This is a genomic window from Shewanella sp. SM71, assembly GCF_025653905.1.
Lineage (GTDB): Bacteria > Pseudomonadota > Gammaproteobacteria > Enterobacterales > Shewanellaceae > Shewanella > Shewanella oncorhynchi.
On the sequence record NZ_JAKKRW010000022.1, the window covers coordinates 1 to 18213 of the forward strand.

The 18213-nt window shown below is 45.6% G+C and carries 14 protein-coding genes; 11 read left to right on the forward strand and 3 right to left on the reverse strand.

Features of this window, described 5'->3' with window-relative positions:
- Positions 1 to 452 precede the first annotated feature (452 nt).
- Complete coding sequence (locus tag L5L97_RS18640; protein ID WP_263183408.1) at positions 453 to 866, reverse strand: hypothetical protein; 414 nt, start codon at positions 864 to 866, stop codon at positions 453 to 455.
- A gap of 316 nt (positions 867 to 1182) precedes the next feature.
- On the opposite strand from L5L97_RS18640, the gene L5L97_RS18645 reads away from it, so the two are divergent.
- Positions 1183 to 2394, forward strand: coding sequence for an NnrS family protein (locus L5L97_RS18645; protein ID WP_263183410.1), 1212 nt, complete (start codon positions 1183 to 1185; stop codon positions 2392 to 2394).
- Positions 2378 to 3787, forward strand: a complete 1410-nt coding sequence (locus tag L5L97_RS18650) for an ammonia-forming cytochrome c nitrite reductase subunit c552 (RefSeq protein ID WP_263183411.1) — start codon at positions 2378 to 2380, stop codon at positions 3785 to 3787. Before L5L97_RS18645 ends, L5L97_RS18650 begins: the two co-directional genes overlap by 17 nt.
- 285 nt (positions 3788 to 4072) lie before the next feature.
- Here L5L97_RS18650 and L5L97_RS18655 read toward each other — a convergent pair whose 3' ends face one another.
- Together L5L97_RS18655 and L5L97_RS18660 are read right to left on the reverse strand one after the other, a co-directional pair.
- Positions 4073 to 5650: an ATP-binding cassette domain-containing protein gene (locus L5L97_RS18655; protein WP_263183413.1), complete on the reverse strand. Its 1578-nt coding sequence runs from the start codon at positions 5648 to 5650 to the stop codon at positions 4073 to 4075.
- On the reverse strand, positions 5647 to 7245 hold the full coding sequence (locus L5L97_RS18660) for an ATP-binding cassette domain-containing protein (RefSeq protein ID WP_263183416.1): 1599 nt from the start codon (positions 7243 to 7245) through the stop codon (positions 5647 to 5649). The genes L5L97_RS18655 and L5L97_RS18660 overlap by 4 nt, the downstream gene beginning before the upstream one ends.
- A gap of 319 nt (positions 7246 to 7564) precedes the next feature.
- Between L5L97_RS18660 and L5L97_RS18665 the strand changes: the two genes are divergently transcribed.
- The 9 genes from L5L97_RS18665 (at position 7565) to L5L97_RS18705 (ending at position 18171) form a co-directional block, all read left to right on the forward strand.
- Positions 7565 to 9682 (forward strand): TonB-dependent receptor, encoded by a 2118-nt coding sequence (locus L5L97_RS18665; RefSeq protein WP_263183418.1) that lies wholly within the window; start codon positions 7565 to 7567, stop codon positions 9680 to 9682.
- A gap of 92 nt (positions 9683 to 9774) precedes the next feature.
- Positions 9775 to 10485 (forward strand): TetR/AcrR family transcriptional regulator, encoded by a 711-nt coding sequence (locus L5L97_RS18670; RefSeq protein ID WP_028761496.1) that lies wholly within the window; start codon positions 9775 to 9777, stop codon positions 10483 to 10485.
- 72 nt (positions 10486 to 10557) lie between these two features.
- Positions 10558 to 11499: an ABC transporter permease gene (locus tag L5L97_RS18675; RefSeq protein WP_317629547.1), complete on the forward strand. Its 942-nt coding sequence runs from the start codon at positions 10558 to 10560 to the stop codon at positions 11497 to 11499.
- Positions 11496 to 12446: an iron chelate uptake ABC transporter family permease subunit gene (locus L5L97_RS18680; protein ID WP_014611500.1), complete on the forward strand. Its 951-nt coding sequence runs from the start codon at positions 11496 to 11498 to the stop codon at positions 12444 to 12446. The genes L5L97_RS18675 and L5L97_RS18680 overlap by 4 nt, the downstream gene beginning before the upstream one ends.
- Entirely contained in the window at positions 12443 to 13225 is a 783-nt protein-coding gene (locus tag L5L97_RS18685; RefSeq protein ID WP_113939275.1) for an ABC transporter ATP-binding protein, read from the forward strand. The genes L5L97_RS18680 and L5L97_RS18685 overlap by 4 nt, the downstream gene beginning before the upstream one ends.
- Positions 13222 to 14223: a siderophore ABC transporter substrate-binding protein gene (locus L5L97_RS18690; protein WP_263183421.1), complete on the forward strand. Its 1002-nt coding sequence runs from the start codon at positions 13222 to 13224 to the stop codon at positions 14221 to 14223. The genes L5L97_RS18685 and L5L97_RS18690 overlap by 4 nt, the downstream gene beginning before the upstream one ends.
- Before the next feature lie 154 nt (positions 14224 to 14377).
- A complete protein-coding gene (locus tag L5L97_RS18695) occupies positions 14378 to 14668 on the forward strand; it encodes a DUF2607 family protein (protein WP_263183424.1) in 291 nt (96 codons plus the stop codon).
- An 85-nt stretch (positions 14669 to 14753) separates the two neighbouring features.
- Entirely contained in the window at positions 14754 to 16925 is a 2172-nt protein-coding gene (locus tag L5L97_RS18700) for a TonB-dependent siderophore receptor (RefSeq protein ID WP_263183426.1), read from the forward strand.
- Entirely contained in the window at positions 16915 to 18171 is a 1257-nt protein-coding gene (locus L5L97_RS18705; protein WP_263183428.1) for a DUF1624 domain-containing protein, read from the forward strand. Before L5L97_RS18700 ends, L5L97_RS18705 begins: the two co-directional genes overlap by 11 nt.
- Positions 18172 to 18213: the final 42 nt, after the last annotated feature.

An 18213-nucleotide genomic window follows, 5' to 3' on the forward strand; every position in this document is an offset into this window, starting at 1 on the left:
TGATAAAGAGACATGTGAAAATCAGGAGCGCAGCCATACCTTACGACCCCGAATACGAAGCTTACTTAAGTAAGCGGAAACAGGCAAAGGAAGGTCGAAACTCTTGGTTCGATCCTGTCTTAGCTGCTATATAGGGTGCTGGGTAACAGAACACGCCTTAGTGGAGGCTTGAGCCGTATGCAGTGAAAGTTGCACGTACGGTTCTTAGGAGGGCGGCACTTGGTAACAGATGCCGTCTATCCGACAAAAACGAGTTAGAGGCAGAGCATATTGAGGTTACTCATCTAAATCCTATAAGAATGTGATAGCTAAGTGAGTGCGAATAAATATCCTTTTATATGATTAAAATAGTTAGAAATTTATAATGTAAAACATCAATAATCATGTGCTTATTAGATGTTTTTCCGATTTTAGCTTTCTAAAAAAATTCTTATCTGATTGATTTTTATGTTTTAAATTACCATCTCCAAAACCGATGGTTGCGGGTTCGAGTCCTGCCACCCCTGCCAAATAAAACAACGGCTTGCATAGAAATATGCGAGCCGTTTTCTTTTGCGTTGAATAAAGCGTAAAAAATGATTTTGCTTGGATTGAATAACTTGCCATTTTTTAACACTACCAATTGCCGGTACTATTTCCATTTTTTTGTCGTAACCCTCCAACATAACTGCGGCTTGTAGGCTATTTACTGCCAATGCTTGTTCATCAAATAGGTTGTTGGCGAAGTCACTAATCCGCCAGTTTTTAGCTTGATAATCGACGCTAAAGCGAGTTACCACATAATCATCTGCAACTGTCATCGCCGTTATAAATTGAGCTGCCTGTGCTATCAAAGTCTTGGCTGTGTTCGAAATAAGATAGGCCAATCAAAGCCACGGTTATTTAAATCAAAACGGTATTTATCCTATCTAAAATTTACGAATGTGTGACTGGTTTGTGCCGTTACTTGTGTAAAAGTCTGCATTGAACCTTTGCCTGTCATGAACCCACAGTACATTGATCAAGACTATTAGCCGTCAGAAATGAGTATTCCACGACACTTTATTTTTTGTTCATCTTTGGGATCTTAGTTCCAAAATCTAAGATTTAGTTTGAATTGAAGGTCATAACAGTACAATATAAGAACTATATTGAATGCATCTTAAGTGTGTTCATCATCGTTCTGCTACTCGGCTAACAACTATGCTAAATATTGATGATCCTACACAAACCGAACGTACTCACGCGTTATGGCGCTTAGGCTTTAGACCTTTTTTCCTCGGGGGAGCAATATTAGCTGCGCTATATATCCCTTTGTGGCTATTAACTTGGTTTACTCCCCAATATAGCTTTTTCCCTTCATCCTTTTGGATCAAGATATTGCCGCTATGGTGGCATCCACATGAAATGCTGTTCGGTTTCGCTATGGCAATTGTGTGTGGATTTTTGCTGACTGCCGTTCAAAATTGGACCAACCAACCCACATTAAAGGGATGGCCACTCGCATTGACCTTTAGCTGCTGGTTACTGGCACGATTATTCCTCTTACTCCCAATGCAAGTTCCGCTCATTTTGCCCGCCTTGTTTGATTCCTTGTTCCTTGGTATGGCAAGCCTTACTCTATGGCGCTGCATTTATAAGGTGAAGCAATGGCGCAATATTGGTTTTCCGCTCATGTTGTTTGCCGCACTCGTGATTAACAATGTCAGCTATTACGCTTTATTTGAACGCGATTTTATCCTTGCCAACCAGATCTGGCAGGCGATGTTATGGTGGTTAGCCTTACTTATCACCATAGTCGGTGGGCGTGTCATTCCATTCTTTACCGCGATGCGCATTAAGGCCACCAAAGCAGAACCCTTAACTTGGATTGAATACCCGCTGATCCTGACAATGATCTTGCTCGTCATTCAATCACTCATCCACCTTATACCTCTGGAAGTCGAGCGAGGCTTACTGCTCATTGCAGGGCTCTTGCAGCTGGTCCGATTTGCACGCTGGTTACCCCATAAAACACTGAAAGAACCTATGCTGTGGTCCTTGCATCTTGCCTATTTAATGTTGCCACTCAGCCTGTTAGCCATGAGTTGGTATCTCGATAATGAATATGCCTATCGCAGTTTGCTTCACCTATTTGCTATTGGCTGTATGGCTACCCTGTGTCTTTCGATGATTTCCAGAGTGTCACTCGGGCACACAAGTCGAAATATTTATGAGGGCCCTAAGATGATCTTGGCATTTATTTGCCTACCGTTAGCGGCACTGCTCAGGGCGCTAATGCCCATCTGGTTTCCGGCCCACACCCAAGTCTGGTTATGGTTGGCTGGCAGTTGCTGGTTTATCGCATTTGCACTGTTTGTATGGCATTACTTGCCGATACTTTCTCGCCCCCGTATCGATGGGCGCCCAGGTTAATATTGATGTTAGGACAAAAGGATACAAAGTGAAAACTTATTTGAAAACAGTTACATTGCTAAAAATGATTTGCTTGCTCGCCATAACTACATGTACATCTGTAGCGGCTTCCGATACTAGCAATCAACAAAAATACCCTAACCAATATCAATCTTGGCAAGCGACCTCTGAACAGGTCGAGCGCGAGGATATGCTCGCCAATTATCCCGCCAGCATCATACTCTGGGCAGGATCTTCCTATGCCAAAGAGTACCATAGCCCACGTGGACACCATTTTGCCGTTGCTGATGTGACGCATACTTTACGTACAGGTGTCCCCCCTAAGGCTGGAGAGAAAGGATTATCCGCCAGTTGTTGGACCTGCAAGACACCGGATGCCCCTAGATTGATTGAACAACTGGGATTTGAAGGATACTCCGCTAAAAACTTTACCGATCTGGGCAAAGAGATCCAAAGCGTAGTGTATTGCAGTGATTGCCATGAATCTGGCACTAATAAGTTAACTTTACCTCGCCCCCATGCCCAAGAGGCTATGGCTAAAATTCACCTGCCATTCGATAAACAAGATACCGATATGCAAGGTGCGCAGGTATGTGGTCAGTGTCATGTCACTTACTATTTCCGTCCGGAAAAAAGTAATGTTGTAAATATTCCTTGGATTTTTGGCAGCACAGCCGACGATATTGAAAAATATTATGACACTCGCCGCTTCTTCGAATGGATCCATCCTCTTTCGAAAACGCCCATACTCAAAGCACGTCATCCTGAGTTTGAACACTGGAGTCGCAGTAAACATGCCGAAGTCGGTGTCACTTGCATTACCTGCCATATGCCAACCCAGCAGGATGCAAAAGGTGTTGAATTTACTAGCCATAAAGTTGATAAAGCCTTACCGCATTTTGATAACAGTTGCAGTGGCTGCCATAGCAGTAAAACCAAAATTGAAACCAAGCTCGCGGCCAATAAATTAACGATTGAGACCAAAGCCCGCGAAGTTGAAGCTCTGCTCGTCAAGGCCCACTATGAAGCCAAAGCGGCATGGGATGCAGGTGCTAAATGGGAGAATATGAATGAGCCCATTATGGCGATACGACACAGTCAGTGGCGCTGGGACTTTGCCATGTCTTCACATGGTTTATATGCACATAATCCACAAGAAGGTAAGCAGCTTTTAGATAAAGCCATCGAACAAGCGAACGAAGCACGTCATCTGCTCGCTGGAATATTGAAGCAACTTAACGTGACTCAAGTTACTTATCCAGATATCAGTACTAAGGAAAAGGCCCATCAAGCGATAGGGTTAGTTGAATCGGATTTAATCAAAGAAAAACAAAAGTTTATTGAAGATGATGTTAATAAAAACTGGCACCCTGTCGCAAAATATGGTTACTAGTTTATTAACGGGTAGCTGATAATTTGAGGGATTTTATAGCTCAAAAGCGAGAGGAAGCTCGAGTATTTATGCTTTGATTCAGTGAGCGTTATGCCAACAAGGCTTGGTCGGTTCTACAGCGATGCTCATCTTCCTTTGCACGAGCAATAACTGCAGTCGAAATGATTCATGTCATTTCGGCTGCAGTTATTGCTCATTGAGATGTTGGTCTGTAACGACAAATTAATCACTGTAATCTGTGTCAGATATCTGTAATTCAGTTTTTTAATGCGTAGAAAGCCGATCCTACTTTGAGGCAACTGATTGATGAAATTCTATTATTTTGGTTGGCTGCCAAAGTGATTGGTTTCGGTGCGAAACTAAAACCAATGTACAACTCTGTTCGCAAATAGCCTTGGCTACACGCTTTTCTGTCTCTTCATCCAATGCCGAGGTGGCCTCATCCATTATCAGAATCGGTGCATTTTTGATAAGCGCGCGTGCTAAGGCAAGCCTTTGGCGTTCCCCTCCCGATAACCCTGCGCCTTGCAGGCCGACTTCTTGGTAAATGCCCAGTTCTGATCTGTCTAATACTTCATCCAGAGCCACTTGGCGTGCCGCTTTATCTACGGCTTGATCGTCGGCATCAGGGTTACCAATACGAATGTTACTGGCAATGGTGCCTGTAAAGATGAGTGGATCCTGCGGCACATAGGCGAAAAAGCGGGCAAGTTCAGTTGCGGGAACTGACGTGAGCGGCACCTTGCCCAAAGTGATCAGGCCTAGGGTGGGATCATCAAAGCGCATCAATAGCTTAAGTAAGCTGGTTTTACCTGAACCGCTCGGGCCACAAATCAGCACGCGTTCACCTGATTCGATAGTGGCATTGATATTTTGCACCGCAGGGGGAAATGTTACGTTATTCAATTCGATTGTATGATTGTTCGGTGTCTTTTGTTGCGCTTGGCTTGGCTCTTTGAGCGTTGGCGCATGAGTCGCTTGTCGATAGTGTTTAATAGCCGCTAACTGATCATTAATGCTTATTGCCGCCACGGCGAGAGTCTCAAGTGGCGCCGCCGCGCGCATGGTCAACATCAAAACAGCGAGCAGCATTATCGTATTGTTTATACCGGATAGCACCAGGTAGAGTGCCATGCCTGCAATAGGTAAAAAACTGGCGATAGCCGACAGTAATGTTGCTATAGCAGCGGCGCGATTAGTTCGTTCCAATGCGATTTCTTGTGTTTGCCAGTTTTGCTCCACCCGTGTTGTTGCGCCGCTATATCCTGCTGCTGTGCGCAGTAACTCTAAGTGGTCGATCAGTTCAAGAGTTGACTGCTCTGCAGCCAATTCAGTGTTGTTTCGGTCCATATCTGCGCGGGCAAGGGCTCGTTGCGCCATACTCTGAATCACAAATGACATCAGCAACAAGCTAGCCAACATTAGTACCAGTGGTATGCCACCGATCAATCCTATGCCAAAGGTAATGCAGAGCGGAATAAGCGGTGCATGAATAAATACCTGAAATTGATGTGCCGGAATACTCATAAAGCCAGGAATACTCCGAGAGACAGTTTCTATGAGTAGTGTCCTGACACTCGGTGTAAACCAAGAGAGTTTCGCTTGTTGCATGGTCGTGCCTAATGCACTGTAGAGCGCATTGGCCAGCCTTGCGCCAGCCCAAAAACCTGAACGCGAAGCCAGTATTGTGGTGAGTATGGTTATTGCGGCAATCGATAGCACTTTTTGCGGTGATTGCTGCTGAGTAATGGCTAAAGCCAGTTGAATGTAGCATGCCGCTTCCAATATGGCCGCCACAGCCCAACCGCAGGCAACAGGTATTAAGTGCTTTATGGCTGCGTAATCTTGGGGACGATTTATCATTGGCCTTCTCCTTCCCTGTGATGCTTGAGTGCGAGCTTGTCATCCGCCAGCTCGGCAAGCGTTAAGTCATGGGTGACCATCACAATCGTTTTGTGGTTTGTTTTTGCGTGATGGCGTAGTGCTGTGAACACGTTAAACGCCGTTTCGCTGTCTAGGGCCGATGTGGGTTCATCAAGCAATATCACCCTAGCGGGTGAAAGAAACACACGGGCAAGATTAACGCGTTGTATTTCACCGCCAGACAGTGTGCTTGCATGAGTATTTAAGGGTTTATCCAATTGCGCACAGTGTAATGCTGCTAAGTAATCGTCATCCGTGGCACAAGGTGCGGTGAGCGCGAGATTGTCGGCGATGGAGGTCGCCAGTAGTCCCGCACTTTGTGGTAATAGCATGATCGCGCGATTAATCGAGGCTTCATCCATCTCTTTGAGTACCATACCAGCGAGTCGAATATCTCCGGCATGTAGCGGCTCCATGCCAGCTAATAAGCGCAGTAATGTGGATTTACCAACACCACTGATCCCTGTAACTGCTGTCACTCTGCCAGATCTAAATTGATAGTTAATGGGCACAGATTGATTGCTTGTAGACAGTGAAGGCACAACATTCGTGAGGGTGAGCGGCATAGGTGTATTAAGCTCAATATTGCCGCTACCAACAGGGACTCTCGACTGCTCAAGAAAATCCGTTAGCCGCTGAGCGGCAGCGCGGCCCGTGGCGAGATAATCAAGCCCATGCCCGAGCTTTAGGGCTGGCGTGACTATGGCCAGACTGAAGAACAAGGCTGCAGCAAGGTTTTCTGGGGGCCATTCATACCCGATGGCATAGACAATGGCAAAAGTACAGACAGCCTGCAGTAGTGATGTGGCCACGGCGACTGAAGTTGATACCTTGCTTACCCGCTCAAGAATATCCCCAATAAAATGTGTCGTTGCCTTTTGGTAATCGGCCATAGCACCAGTTTGTGCGCCATAAATGCGAAATACAGGCGCACCACGGGCGTAGTCATTTACTGCTGCAGTGATATTTCCCATCACATTGACTCGTGCTTCACCCTGTTTTGCAGCAAGCCTTGGGATCACCACCAAATAGAAAAGTGCGGCGACTAGGCCTGGGATAAGGGCAAGTAATGCCACTAAGTCCGCGCTTAAGATCAGCAAACCAATAGTGATAGCAGGGACAATGATAAAGGTCGCTAGCTCAGAGGGTAAATGCGCGATCATATGATGCAATGACGCTATGTCATCGACCATTAATCGCTTTAACTTTTCGCCCTTATATTTTGCCAAGGTACTTGGTGGCAACCTGACAAGATGCGCTGCAACATGACGCCTTAATCTTCCAGAAAATTGCGCCTCAGCATTGTGGTTAACCCAAGATGCGCCAGCGGATAGTAACGCTGACACGACCCCAAATATGAGCGCCCCCGCTAACCATAGCGAATGATGGCCTGCAATAAGTTGAATCATGCACCAGAGTGCACCTAGTGTCGTCACGCCAGCACCTACCGCTAGCAGCATTCCGAAAGTGAGTGCGGGAATCGCCGGACGTAGGGCGAAGGCTAATGTTGAAGTGGGACTGAAAAGTCGCTGCATTTTAATGTTCACCTAAAAAATCGAAGTGGAACAGGCTGGGCTTCGGTCTGGAAAGTGTGATTAACACAAGGCCAATGAAGCGATGAAGTCTTGATATTGCAGAGTAAAAAATAGTCTGAGTGCCAGAGTTTATGGGCAAATGAACATCCACGAGCCAAATTCCTTGTTTCATAAAAATTGAACCGCCATGAGATGGCGACCATATTAAGCGGTCATTTTTATTTATCAACACAGTGTTGATAAATTTTTTGAACGGCGATAATATAATTGATAATTATTCTCATTGGCAACAAATCTTTCGTATAAGGAGTTATTACACATGCCCCGATTTGGTAAGTTTTACCCACAATCAAAGTGGGTTATCGGTTCTCTTGCGCTGGGGCTTAGCGCTATTTCAGGCTCAACTATTGCTGACAGTGGAACTGCTCCGGATAAGCAATCCAAGCAACAAGATGCAGCGGGAAATATTGAAGTCATCACAGTTTACGGTCAGAAAATCGAGCGCACGCTGAAAGAAACGGCGAGCTCAGTGACAGTGATCACTGAAGAACAGTTGAGGAAAAATGCCGACCAATCAACGATTTCTGAAATTCTCGGCGGTACGCCAAACTTAATTTATGCCGGAAATACCGATGCGCCCATTATCCGCGGAACGGATACTAAAGGGCCTGTTGCAGCGGGTAATGCCTACTTATCTAAGCCTGTGCCTGGGGCAACTATCAGTGTTGATGGTAAATATCTGAGCCCCGCAGAACTGGATTTAGGTGCCGCAGGCGTGTGGGATGTGTCGTCTATTGAAGTCTACCGTGGTCCGCAAACGACCAGTCAAGGAGCCAACAGTATTGCTGGCGCCGTAGTCATCCATACCCATAACCCCACTTATACGCCAGAATTTGCAGCGCAAGCACTTTATGGCAGTCGAAATAAGCAGCGTTTTTCGGTTATGGCATCTGGTGCGCTAAGTAATGACTTTGCCGCAAGAATTAGCGCAGATTACAGCGCTAGAGATACCTTTGTTGATTACGTTAACCCAGAATTTACTGCCCATGATTTAGATTTTGAGTTTAAAAACCAAAATCTACGGGCGAAGTTGTTATGGGAACCCGAAAAATACAGCAACTTTTCCGCCATGCTGACTTATTCCTCCACTGAGGCTAAACGTCCCAGAAACGAGGTGGTATCAGAACCCTATGATGACTTAGAAAATCGTTCAATTTTTCAGGATAATCAAGAAGTCAGCAATCATGTTGGAATTTTTGATCTTGAATATGTGTTCGACAATGGGATGAAGTTGCATAACCAACTGCAGTATTCAGAAGGGCAGTTTGATTATCGCTTCGCAGCACCTTATCAAGGGATTGCAAAACGAGATAATGAAAACTTTTCGAATGATATAAGGCTGAACTTTGGTGACAAGAGTTCAGAGTTTAGTGGGGTTGTCGGTGTCTTCTACTGGGATGATAAAACCAACAACAAGCTGAACAACGTATTTGGTAATGCCGACGCCGACCTGAGACATACCAGTTTTGCCCCCTACGGTGAAGTCATATGGCGCTTCTCACCCAAGTGGGCATTCACCAGCGCTCTTCGTTATCAGTCTGATGAAATTAGCCACGATGGTATTGCCAGCTACATCCCAGGTGTGCGCCATCAATATGAAGAGACGTTTACGGCTTTATTACCTAAGGTTGTCCTGTCCTATGATCTGACAGATAACGTCTTGGTCGGCGCTATGATCAGTGAAGGTAAAATTCCTGGGGGAACAGGTATTAACTTCCGCGGCGGCGAATATTATACATTCGATGCCGAATCGGCATGGAACTATGAACTTTTTACCCGTATCGATCTGCTTGAACAACGCTTAATCATAAATAGTAATCTCTTCTACACCCGCTTTAAGGATTCACAACGTTCAGTTACTGACTACCTCGATGGACGTCCCTTTGGTTCTGTCATTATTAATGCTGATGAAGCGCAAAGCTATGGGATTGAATTAGATTGGAACTTTAAAGTTGCCGATAGTTTTAGTCTATATGGTGGGCTGGGTTTACTTGAAACTGAGATAAGTGAATTTAATGACTACCGTGGCGAGGAGTTTGTCGGCAACGAGTTTAGTAAAGCGCCGGGATATATGTTCAATATAGGGTTTGACTATTCAATCACTGACACTATCAAAGTGAGCGGTGATGTGCGCCATACGGATGGATACTTTTCAACGGATACCAATGAGCCTGAGTTAAGAGTGGGATCTTACACTACGGTAAACCTGAATTCTTCCTATCAAATCAACCAATATTTTGAAGCCTTTGTTTATGCACGCAATTTGCTGGATGAACGTGCACCCGTGGCAAAAATGGCTGACAGAAGTACTGGAGGCGTGGATGCATATTTACTTGAACCTCGAGAAATAGGTGTAGGCGTTAGGGCGAAGTTTTAGCGGCTAGCTTCTACCCGCGGTATTGGCTATTGCCATGCAGCGGGTAGCAAGAGCGGTTAGAATGGCTTTTTTGCCTTGGAAACCTTATCGATATGACACAAGTACCGGAGCAACCTACTCAAAAACGCCAGCGTGGCAGACCTAGCCGTATTTCCCGTGAGGCTATCGCCAGAGCTGCGTTGGAGATTGGGGTTGATCAAGCGACCATCCCTGCTATAGCCGCGCATTTAAAGGTCGATCATTCTTCCCTCTACCATCACGTGGCAGGTCGAAATGATGTTATCTCCATTGCTGCTGAGCTTGCTATCAATGAGCTGGACTGGCGAGCGCCAGCAGCCACCGATTGGCGGAGTGAATTGATCATATTGACCGATGCCATTTGGGCACTCTATGAGCGTCATCCTGGCCTCGCTGAGTCTATCCATCAGGCCAGTGTTACGCCGTCATCGGGTATACGTTCTTTTGCTGAATCGGTCGAAAAGCTGCAACGCAAAGGCTTCTCCCTCGATGAGGCTGTGCTTGCCGTTGATATCTTAGTTGACATGGTGGGGGAGTGCTTTTTGGGATGGTGGTCAACCACTAAACCAGAAGCCGATGGTCGGACACGTAAAGAGCGAATTATCGCAATTTGGGAAGATGAAGCCACCAAGCTCCCTGATAAAGCTGAGCAGATAAATGCGATGGTAGACATCATGAAGGTGGGCGCCCGCAAATGGTGGGAGCGAAAACGTGACTTAGTGTTAGCGGGTATTGCCGTTACCCATGCCCAAAAGGCAGGGGGATCCGATAAGGCTCAAACATAGCGCGTCGATATGAAAACCTCATAGCGGCTGCAGATTAGTACAAGATTTATTGCGTATAGGAAGTATCAGCTTGTGAAGGTGGTTTATGCACTGACGTGCTTTTTTGTGCTTTGTTTTGCCTCATTGCTGCTAGGCGCAAAGTATGCATCTGTAACGCAGATGCTGACGTTATCGGATGATGTCTGGTTGGTGTTATCTGCGAGTCGCTTGCCGCGGCTCTTTGCCTTGATTTGCTCAGGTGTAGGGCTCGCTGTCTGTGGTGTGATATTGCAGCAGATTGTGCAAAACAAGTTTGTTGAACCTGCTACTTGTGGCGGGCTTGATGCCGCCAAACTAGGCATATTAATTTCAATCATTCATGCCCCGAGTATGGGGGGCACCGCCAGAATGTTGGGGGCTTTAGTTTTTTGCTTGCTTGCGAGCTTAGCCTTTATTCTGATTATTCGTGGTATTCGGTATAAGAGTCCGGTGCTCATTCCAATTATTGGGATTATGTTTGGCAGTGTACTCAGTGCGATAGCGGAACTTTATGCATATCAAAACAATATGATGCAGAGTATGCAGGGATGGATGTTGGGTGATTTTTCAAAAATCGTGCAAGGTAACTACGAAATCATCTATCTGATCCTTCCCGTAGTCATACTGACCTACCTTTATGCACAGCGCTTTACCATTGTAGGAATGGGCGAAGGCTTGGCTACCACACTCGGCCTGAGTTATTTCAACCTAGTTATCTTAGGGTTAGTGCTGGTTTCCCTGACCATAGCGACCACAGTTATCACAGTCGGGAGCATTCCATTTATTGGTTTGATTATTCCTAATCTTGTCGCTATGCGTTACGGCGATAATTTAAAACGCACCTTGCCTATTATCGCCTTTGCTGGCGCAACGCTACTGATTATCTGTGACTTACTTGGTCGACTTATTTTGTATCCTTTTGAAATTCCTATAGGTCTAACGGCGAGCTGTTTAGGTGGACTCATATTTTTAGTTATCGTTTGGAAAATCAAATGAAAGACAGTGCATGGCGTTTTTTGAGCTGGGGGCTGCCTATTATGTTGGCAGTCACATTTTTATTGATGGGCTCAGGCTTTGATTTTGACTATGTCATACCGAATCGATTGGTGCGTTTGGGCACTATTTGCCTTGGTGGTGTCTGTATTGCGTTTTCTTCGATACTGTTTCAGACCTTAGCCGGAAATCGCATTTTAACGCCATCTATCATGGGGTATGAAGGGGTTTACTTGATTTTGCAGGCACTGTTGATCCTTATCTTAGGGACGGGCAGCAGTATTCTGATCACCGCTAACAGCAATTTCTTTGTCTCAGTCGTGGTGATGTTGCTTTACTCAATGGCGATTCACCGCTGGCTATTTAGCGGAGATCGACATGATGTGTTCTTCCTACTGCTTGTGGGCTTAGTGCTCACTGTGGTGTTAGGCAGTTTTACTCAGTTAATCCAATATTCTATCAGTCCCGGTGAGTTTTCTATTTTCCAGAGCTACAGCTTAGCGTCGTTCAACCGCGCTCAACCAGAGCAATTGCTTATCTCTCTAGTACTTGTCAGTGCCGTGTGTATTGCCGCTTGGAGAGTGCGTGCTGTACTTGATGTATTACTGATGGGGCGGGAGCAAGCTATCTCTCTTGGTATTGATTATCAAAAAGTGGTGCGCCTGCTATTGGGTCTTATCGCGGTATTGGTCGCAATATCAACCAGTTTAGTGGGGCCGACTGCTTTTATGGGGATATTTGTCGCGAACATGGCCTATGCACTGGCAAGGCATCCGTCGCACTCATTTACTTTGATAACAGGATGCGCCGTTGCTATCTCGGTTTTTCTGATCGCGCAAATGCTTGTTGAGCATCTGTTTAATTATCAAACCAGTGTTGGGCTGTTAATTAATCTATTTTGTGGCGCCTATTTCTTTGTCTTAATTCTTAAACCTCGGAGCGCAGTGTGATAACCGTCAATAACTTATATCAGTCTTATGGCGCGAAACCTGTGCTAAAAAATGTCACTGCACAATTTCCCGAACATCAAATGACTTCTCTCATCGGCCCCAACGGTGCCGGCAAAAGTACCTTACTGATGTCGATTGGTCGGTTACTGAATATCCAGCAGGGCGAGGTATTACTCAAAGGTACTGCTATCCACAATATTCCCTTGAAGGATTATGCCAAGCAAGTGGCAACCATGCGTCAGTTTAACAGCCTCAATTTACGCCTGACGGTCAGGGAGTTAGTGGCATTTGGTCGTTTTCCCTATAGCCAAGGGGCACTCACAAAGGAAGATCATCGCGCCATTGATGAAGCGCTGTCGTTTTTAGCTTTACAGTCATTAGCCAATGTATTTATTGATGAACTTAGCGGCGGACAACGCCAAATGGCTTTTCTGGCAATGGCGATTGCGCAGCAAACGGATTATTTATTGTTAGATGAACCGCTCAACAATCTGGATATGAAACACGCCGTTAGCATAATGCGGGCACTTCGCCATCTGTGTGACGATTACAAACGAACGGTAGTGTTAGTGGTTCACGATATCAATTTTGCGGCTAACTACTCCGACTATATTGTCGGTATGAAGCAAGGCGTTGTGCACTGCGCTGGACCCGTTGAAGAGGTTGTTACAGCGCAAAGGCTGAAAGCCCTGTACGAACTGGATCTTGAGGTGCTGAAAACGAGTCAAGGAACTGTATGTAACTATTTCAACTTCAACTTACAAGGAGAATACAAGTGACGTCGAAATGTAGAAGTGGGACTAAAGTGATAGCGATTCTATTATTTAGCTCGGCTTTTTTGCTGGCCTGCGACAATAAAACCGAGTCATTACAGCCTGCATCATCGGATACGAGTGCTTCAACGGTTGAGTTGGAGTTTGCCCCGATAGAGGTAGATCATAAGTTGGGCACTACTGTTATCACAAAACGGCCAGTACGCGTTGCCGCCTTAGATATGAATGAAGTCGACTATCTCGAACAGTTGGGTGTTCCCATTGTCGGCATGCCAAAGGATTTTGTTCCTTACTACCTGAAAGACTACAGCAACAATAGTGATATCGTTGATTTAGGCGCTATCGTTCAACCCAATATGGAACGTATTTATGCACTTAAACCCGATTTGGTGCTGATGTCATCCGTTCAAGCTAGTCATTATCAAGCGCTTTCCAATTTGGCACCAACCATTCATTTGGATATTGATTACCAAGACAGCAACAGCGATTACTTTGGTATAGTCACAAAACACTTATTGATGCTGGGTAAATTATTCGATAAGCAAACCTTGGCAAAACATAAAGTGGATGAACTGGAAACTAAGATCCAAGCCGCCAGAATGGTCATTAAGGACAGGCCAGAAAAAGCATTGGTGGTGCTACATAATAATGGCGCTTTTCGATTTTTAGGTATTCGTTCACGCTATGGGTTCATTTACAGTGCGCTAGGGGTTAAACCCGCTAGCTTATCAGAGCAGATGGGATTGCACGGTCAACCTGTATCAAGCGAGTTTATTCTTGAAAACAATCCCGACATCATTTACGTGGTAGACAGAACCGCAGTGATGGAGCGAAGCCCCGTATTGGATAAACAGTCCATAGATAACCCTCTCTTGCGTGAGACCAATGCTTGGAAGACGGGGAACATTATTTTTGTGGATCCCGAGGCTTGGTATATCACAGGTGCGGGCATAACATCCCTTAATATTATGATTGATGATGTGTTAAAGGGTTATGTAAAGTAGCTGGCTGCAAATAGTCTATGGACGGCATAGCTAATGACTCATGAGATAAGTTACCTCTTGTAACATTTAAGCCCTACGGCTTAGGTAAATCGGTTTGCAACTTTAGTAGTGCTTAACATACAATCGCCTGCCAAATTATCTGAGGAAGTAGGGTTTGAATAGTGTGATACAAACAAGACGCACCCTAGCAATATGGCTTGCTGCCATATTGGTGCTATTGTCTGTTGCCATTGCTGTTCACAGTGTTTCCCATGCTAGTGAAGACTCCAAGGCCAATTGTTCGCTGTGCTTACATCAGCACCTGTTGCAACATGCGCTAACCAGTACACCCTTTCATTTTCAACTCGCTCAACAGGGTTATATTTCGGTTGAGTTTCAGGCCGTTTCCTTTAAGCGACCTTTTAGTCGTTTCTTCAATAGTCGTGCTCCGCCCATAACAGCATAAGTTACTGTTTATTCAATTTATCTTAATTAACTTTGAGCGCCTTGGCTTAGCTAAGGCGCCGATGCTGTTTATTTTCGGAGTGAAAATGACTTCTTTTTATGTCCCTAAGCGCACTGCGCTGTTGCTGGGCGCCTTGTTTGTGCTCAATCCTATTTCAATGTTGTTGGCCGCAGAAAGCAGTCAATCGAGTTCACAAGCTATTGATACTGTGAGTGACGCAGTGCTTGACACTGACATTGAACGTTTAAGTATCCACTATCGCCAAGCCTATCGTGGCAATGTGTCCTCAACTGAACTTCCCCAAGCGATCAGTGTGTTAGACGAGCAATTGATAAAAGATGCGGGGCTGACGCGGTTTCAAGATGTACTGGACTATTCCGCGAGTGTGGCGCGGCAAAACAATGGCGGTGGTTTATGGGATAGCTTTTCCCTACGCGGCTTTCCGGGCAACGAAAACATGCCATCGGGGTATTTAATCAATGGCTTTAATGGTGGCCGAGGCTTTAGTGGTCATAGAGATTTATCAAACGTTGCCTATGTCGAGATTTTAAAAGGCCCAGGTTCAGCACTTTATGGCCGCTCGGAGCCCGGTGGCACAGTTAATATCGTCACTAAGAAACCCCAATATGAAACCAGTGGTTATTTAAAGGCGTCGGCTGGGAGTTTCGACCAATATCGGTTAGAAGGTGATGTGACCTCAGGTTTAACCGATAACTTGGCATTTCGGATTAATGGCGCTTGGCAGGAACACGATAGTTTTCGTGATTATGTGTTTAGCGATAAAAAAATCGTTACGCCGTCTGTGCGTTGGCAGATTTCCGAAAAAGCTTCCTTGCTGTATGAAATGGAATATCTCAAGCAGGAACAGCTATTCGATCGCGGCATTATTGTGCTCAATAACGATATTAATACCGTACTCCGCTCGCGTTATTTAGGTGAGCCTAATGATGGCGCAACGGAGGTGAATGCCACAGGGCATCAGCTGACCTATGACTATGAATTAAATGATGATTGGTCATTAACTGCTGGCTATAACTACCGAGACTCTAGCTTGAAGGGTTATTCGTCTGATGCTGAGTTAGCAAAGGGGCGGCAATCGCTATTTGATGATGGTCGCACGCTGACTAGGCAGCACAGATATCGTGACTACGCCTCTGAGGATAATTCACTGCGTCTAGAGTTAAGTGGTCATGTGGATACGGGTTTTATTCGTCATAATTTGCTACTTGGTGCCGATGCCTATCACTACAATTTGAAGACGGGACTGTATCGTTATCGGGGCAAAAAAGGTGAATACGCCATCGATATCTATGCCCCTCAATACGGTGGGCCTCAGCCAGAGGTGAGTTTGTTGTATGAGAATAACGAGACTCAAAAGGCGTGGGGGACCTATCTGCAAGATCAAATGGATTTAACTGAAAAGTGGAAGTTGCACCTTGGGCTAAGGTTCGATAGTTATCAGCAAGATATCAGTGAAGTCGCGAAAGATACTCTGTCAGAGCAAACCGATAGTCGAGTCAGCCCCAAGGTGGGGCTGGTGTATTTATGGTCCGATGCCTTAAGTTTCTATAGCTCTTATTCTGAAGGCTTTTTACCGCTTTCTGGAACTGACTTTGCGGGTAAGCCCTTCGAAGCGGAAGAGAGTCAGTCGGTTGAACTGGGGATGAAGTTTAATGGTACTTGGTTAAACGATCTTCCTATAAACGGTAGTTTAGCCGTGTTCGATGCCCAAAAGAGCAATATCTTGACCTCAGATCCTATCAATGTTGGTTTTTCTGCCACCTTAGGTAAAGCTAAAAGTAGCGGGGTTGAACTCGATTTAGCCGCCGAACTGACGGAGGATTTACAAGCAAAATTATCCTATGCCTATCTTAATACCCGTACCGCCAATGACAGCTTGAATCCTGATTGGGGCGTGCTCATTCCTGCAGGCAGTCCACTGGTGAATGTGCCAAAGCATACCGCGAGTGTGATTCTGAAACAGGATTTGAATAGGCTTTCTATTGATGGTCATCTAGGGCTTAGCTGGCGTTATGTGGATGCGCGTCTCGGTGATTCTGCCGATCCGAGTTTTCAATTGCCTTCTTATCAGTTAGTTGGGTTGTTTATGAACACCCACTTAAGCGACAACTTAAGCCTTGGAGTGAATCTGGATAACTTACTGGATGAACATTACATCGCGAGTAGCTATTCCGCTCTTTGGGCCGTGCCGGGTGAGCCACGTAGCATTAAAGTGAGTGTCAGCTATGAATTCTAATATCAGTGCTAACCCAGCGTTATCTTCAGGTTTTGCTGAGCAAGAACTGGGTCGTTCTATTGGCCGCACCCGGATTAATAGTATCGATATGATGCGCGGCATGGTGATGCTTATCATGTTACTCGACCATGTGCGGGAGCGGTTTTTCTTTCACATGCAGGTGAGCGATCCTATGGATTTGAGTTCGACCTCTTGGGGGCTTTTTGTGAGTCGCTTTGCCGCCCATTTTTGTGCGCCGGTCTTTGTGTTCTTAACCGGGGTTTCTGCATGGCTTTATGCCAATCGTAGCCATGGCGAGCCACGTTCAGCACGTATGTTTTTGATTAAACGCGGGCTGTTTTTAATCGCGCTGGAAATTTTTGTGATTAACTTCTCTAACCTCTCTTGGATGGTCAGCTATTACACCCTTTGGTTGCAGGTGATTTGGGTGATTGGTCTGAGTATGTTAGCGCTCGCTGCGCTGATAAACCTGCCTAGACCTTGGATGGCCCTTTTAGGATTTGCGATTGTTTTTGGCCATAATCTGTTGACGCCAATTGGTTTTCAGCCCAATGAGTGGGCTTACGGTCTGTGGACCATATTGCACGACCGCGGTTATCTCGTCAGCGAAGGTGCGCTTAGGGTTAAGGTGAGTTATCCCGTGCTGCCTTGGATTGGGGTGATCTTACTGGGTTATGTTGCAGGGCCACTTTTTAGTAATAAGCCGAACGGAAGCCATCTTGATGCATCGGCTCGCCAGCAAAAGCTATTGTTTTTGGGGATCAGCTGTTGGGTACTTTTTGCGGTGCTACGTGGGTTTAACCTTTATGGCGAAACCTTGCCTTGGCAGTCGGGAGCACATTTGGGTGAAACCTTGATGTCGGTATTCAATTTAACGAAATACCCGCCATCATTAAGCTTTTTACTGGTGACCTTAGGCGGCATGTTCTTTTGCTTAGTGGCCTTTGAGCGGTATTTTGCATCAAGTGGGAAAGTGGGAGGGGGATTGGCGCGAGTGGGCCATGGGTTGTCTGTGTTTGGCTCAGTCCCTATGTTCTTCTATATCTTACATTTGTACGTGCTGTTACTGCTTTATACTTTAGCGAAATTCATCTTTGGCGCAAACCATGGTGAGTACTTTGGCGTGAGCAATATAGGATGGGTTTGGTTTATCGCGGGCGTGTTAGCCATCGCATTGTATTATCCCGTTAAGCGATTTAGCGAATATAAAAAGCACAGCACTCAGGCTTGGATTAAGTACCTCTAATCTATTCTGTTTGATCAAGCTTTAAATGCAAAAGTCGCCAAG

Bases quoted from the DNA above. Each gene is read 5' to 3' on its own strand.
- L5L97_RS18645 (WP_263183410.1), top strand. From the start codon at position 1,183: ATGCTAAATATTGATGATCCTACACAAACCGAACGTACTCACGCGTTA.
- L5L97_RS18650 (WP_263183411.1), top strand. From the start codon at position 2,378: ATGGGCGCCCAGGTTAATATTGATGTTAGGACAAAAGGATACAAAGTG.
- L5L97_RS18655 (WP_263183413.1), bottom strand. From the start codon at position 5,650: ATGATAAATCGTCCCCAAGATTACGCAGCCATAAAGCACTTAATACCT.
- L5L97_RS18660 (WP_263183416.1), bottom strand. From the start codon at position 7,245: ATGCAGCGACTTTTCAGTCCCACTTCAACATTAGCCTTCGCCCTACGT.
- L5L97_RS18665 (WP_263183418.1), top strand. From the start codon at position 7,565: ATGCCCCGATTTGGTAAGTTTTACCCACAATCAAAGTGGGTTATCGGT.
- L5L97_RS18670 (WP_028761496.1), top strand. From the start codon at position 9,775: ATGACACAAGTACCGGAGCAACCTACTCAAAAACGCCAGCGTGGCAGA.
- L5L97_RS18680 (WP_014611500.1), top strand. From the start codon at position 11,496: ATGAAAGACAGTGCATGGCGTTTTTTGAGCTGGGGGCTGCCTATTATG.
- L5L97_RS18700 (WP_263183426.1), top strand. From the start codon at position 14,754: ATGACTTCTTTTTATGTCCCTAAGCGCACTGCGCTGTTGCTGGGCGCC.
- L5L97_RS18705 (WP_263183428.1), top strand. From the start codon at position 16,915: ATGAATTCTAATATCAGTGCTAACCCAGCGTTATCTTCAGGTTTTGCT.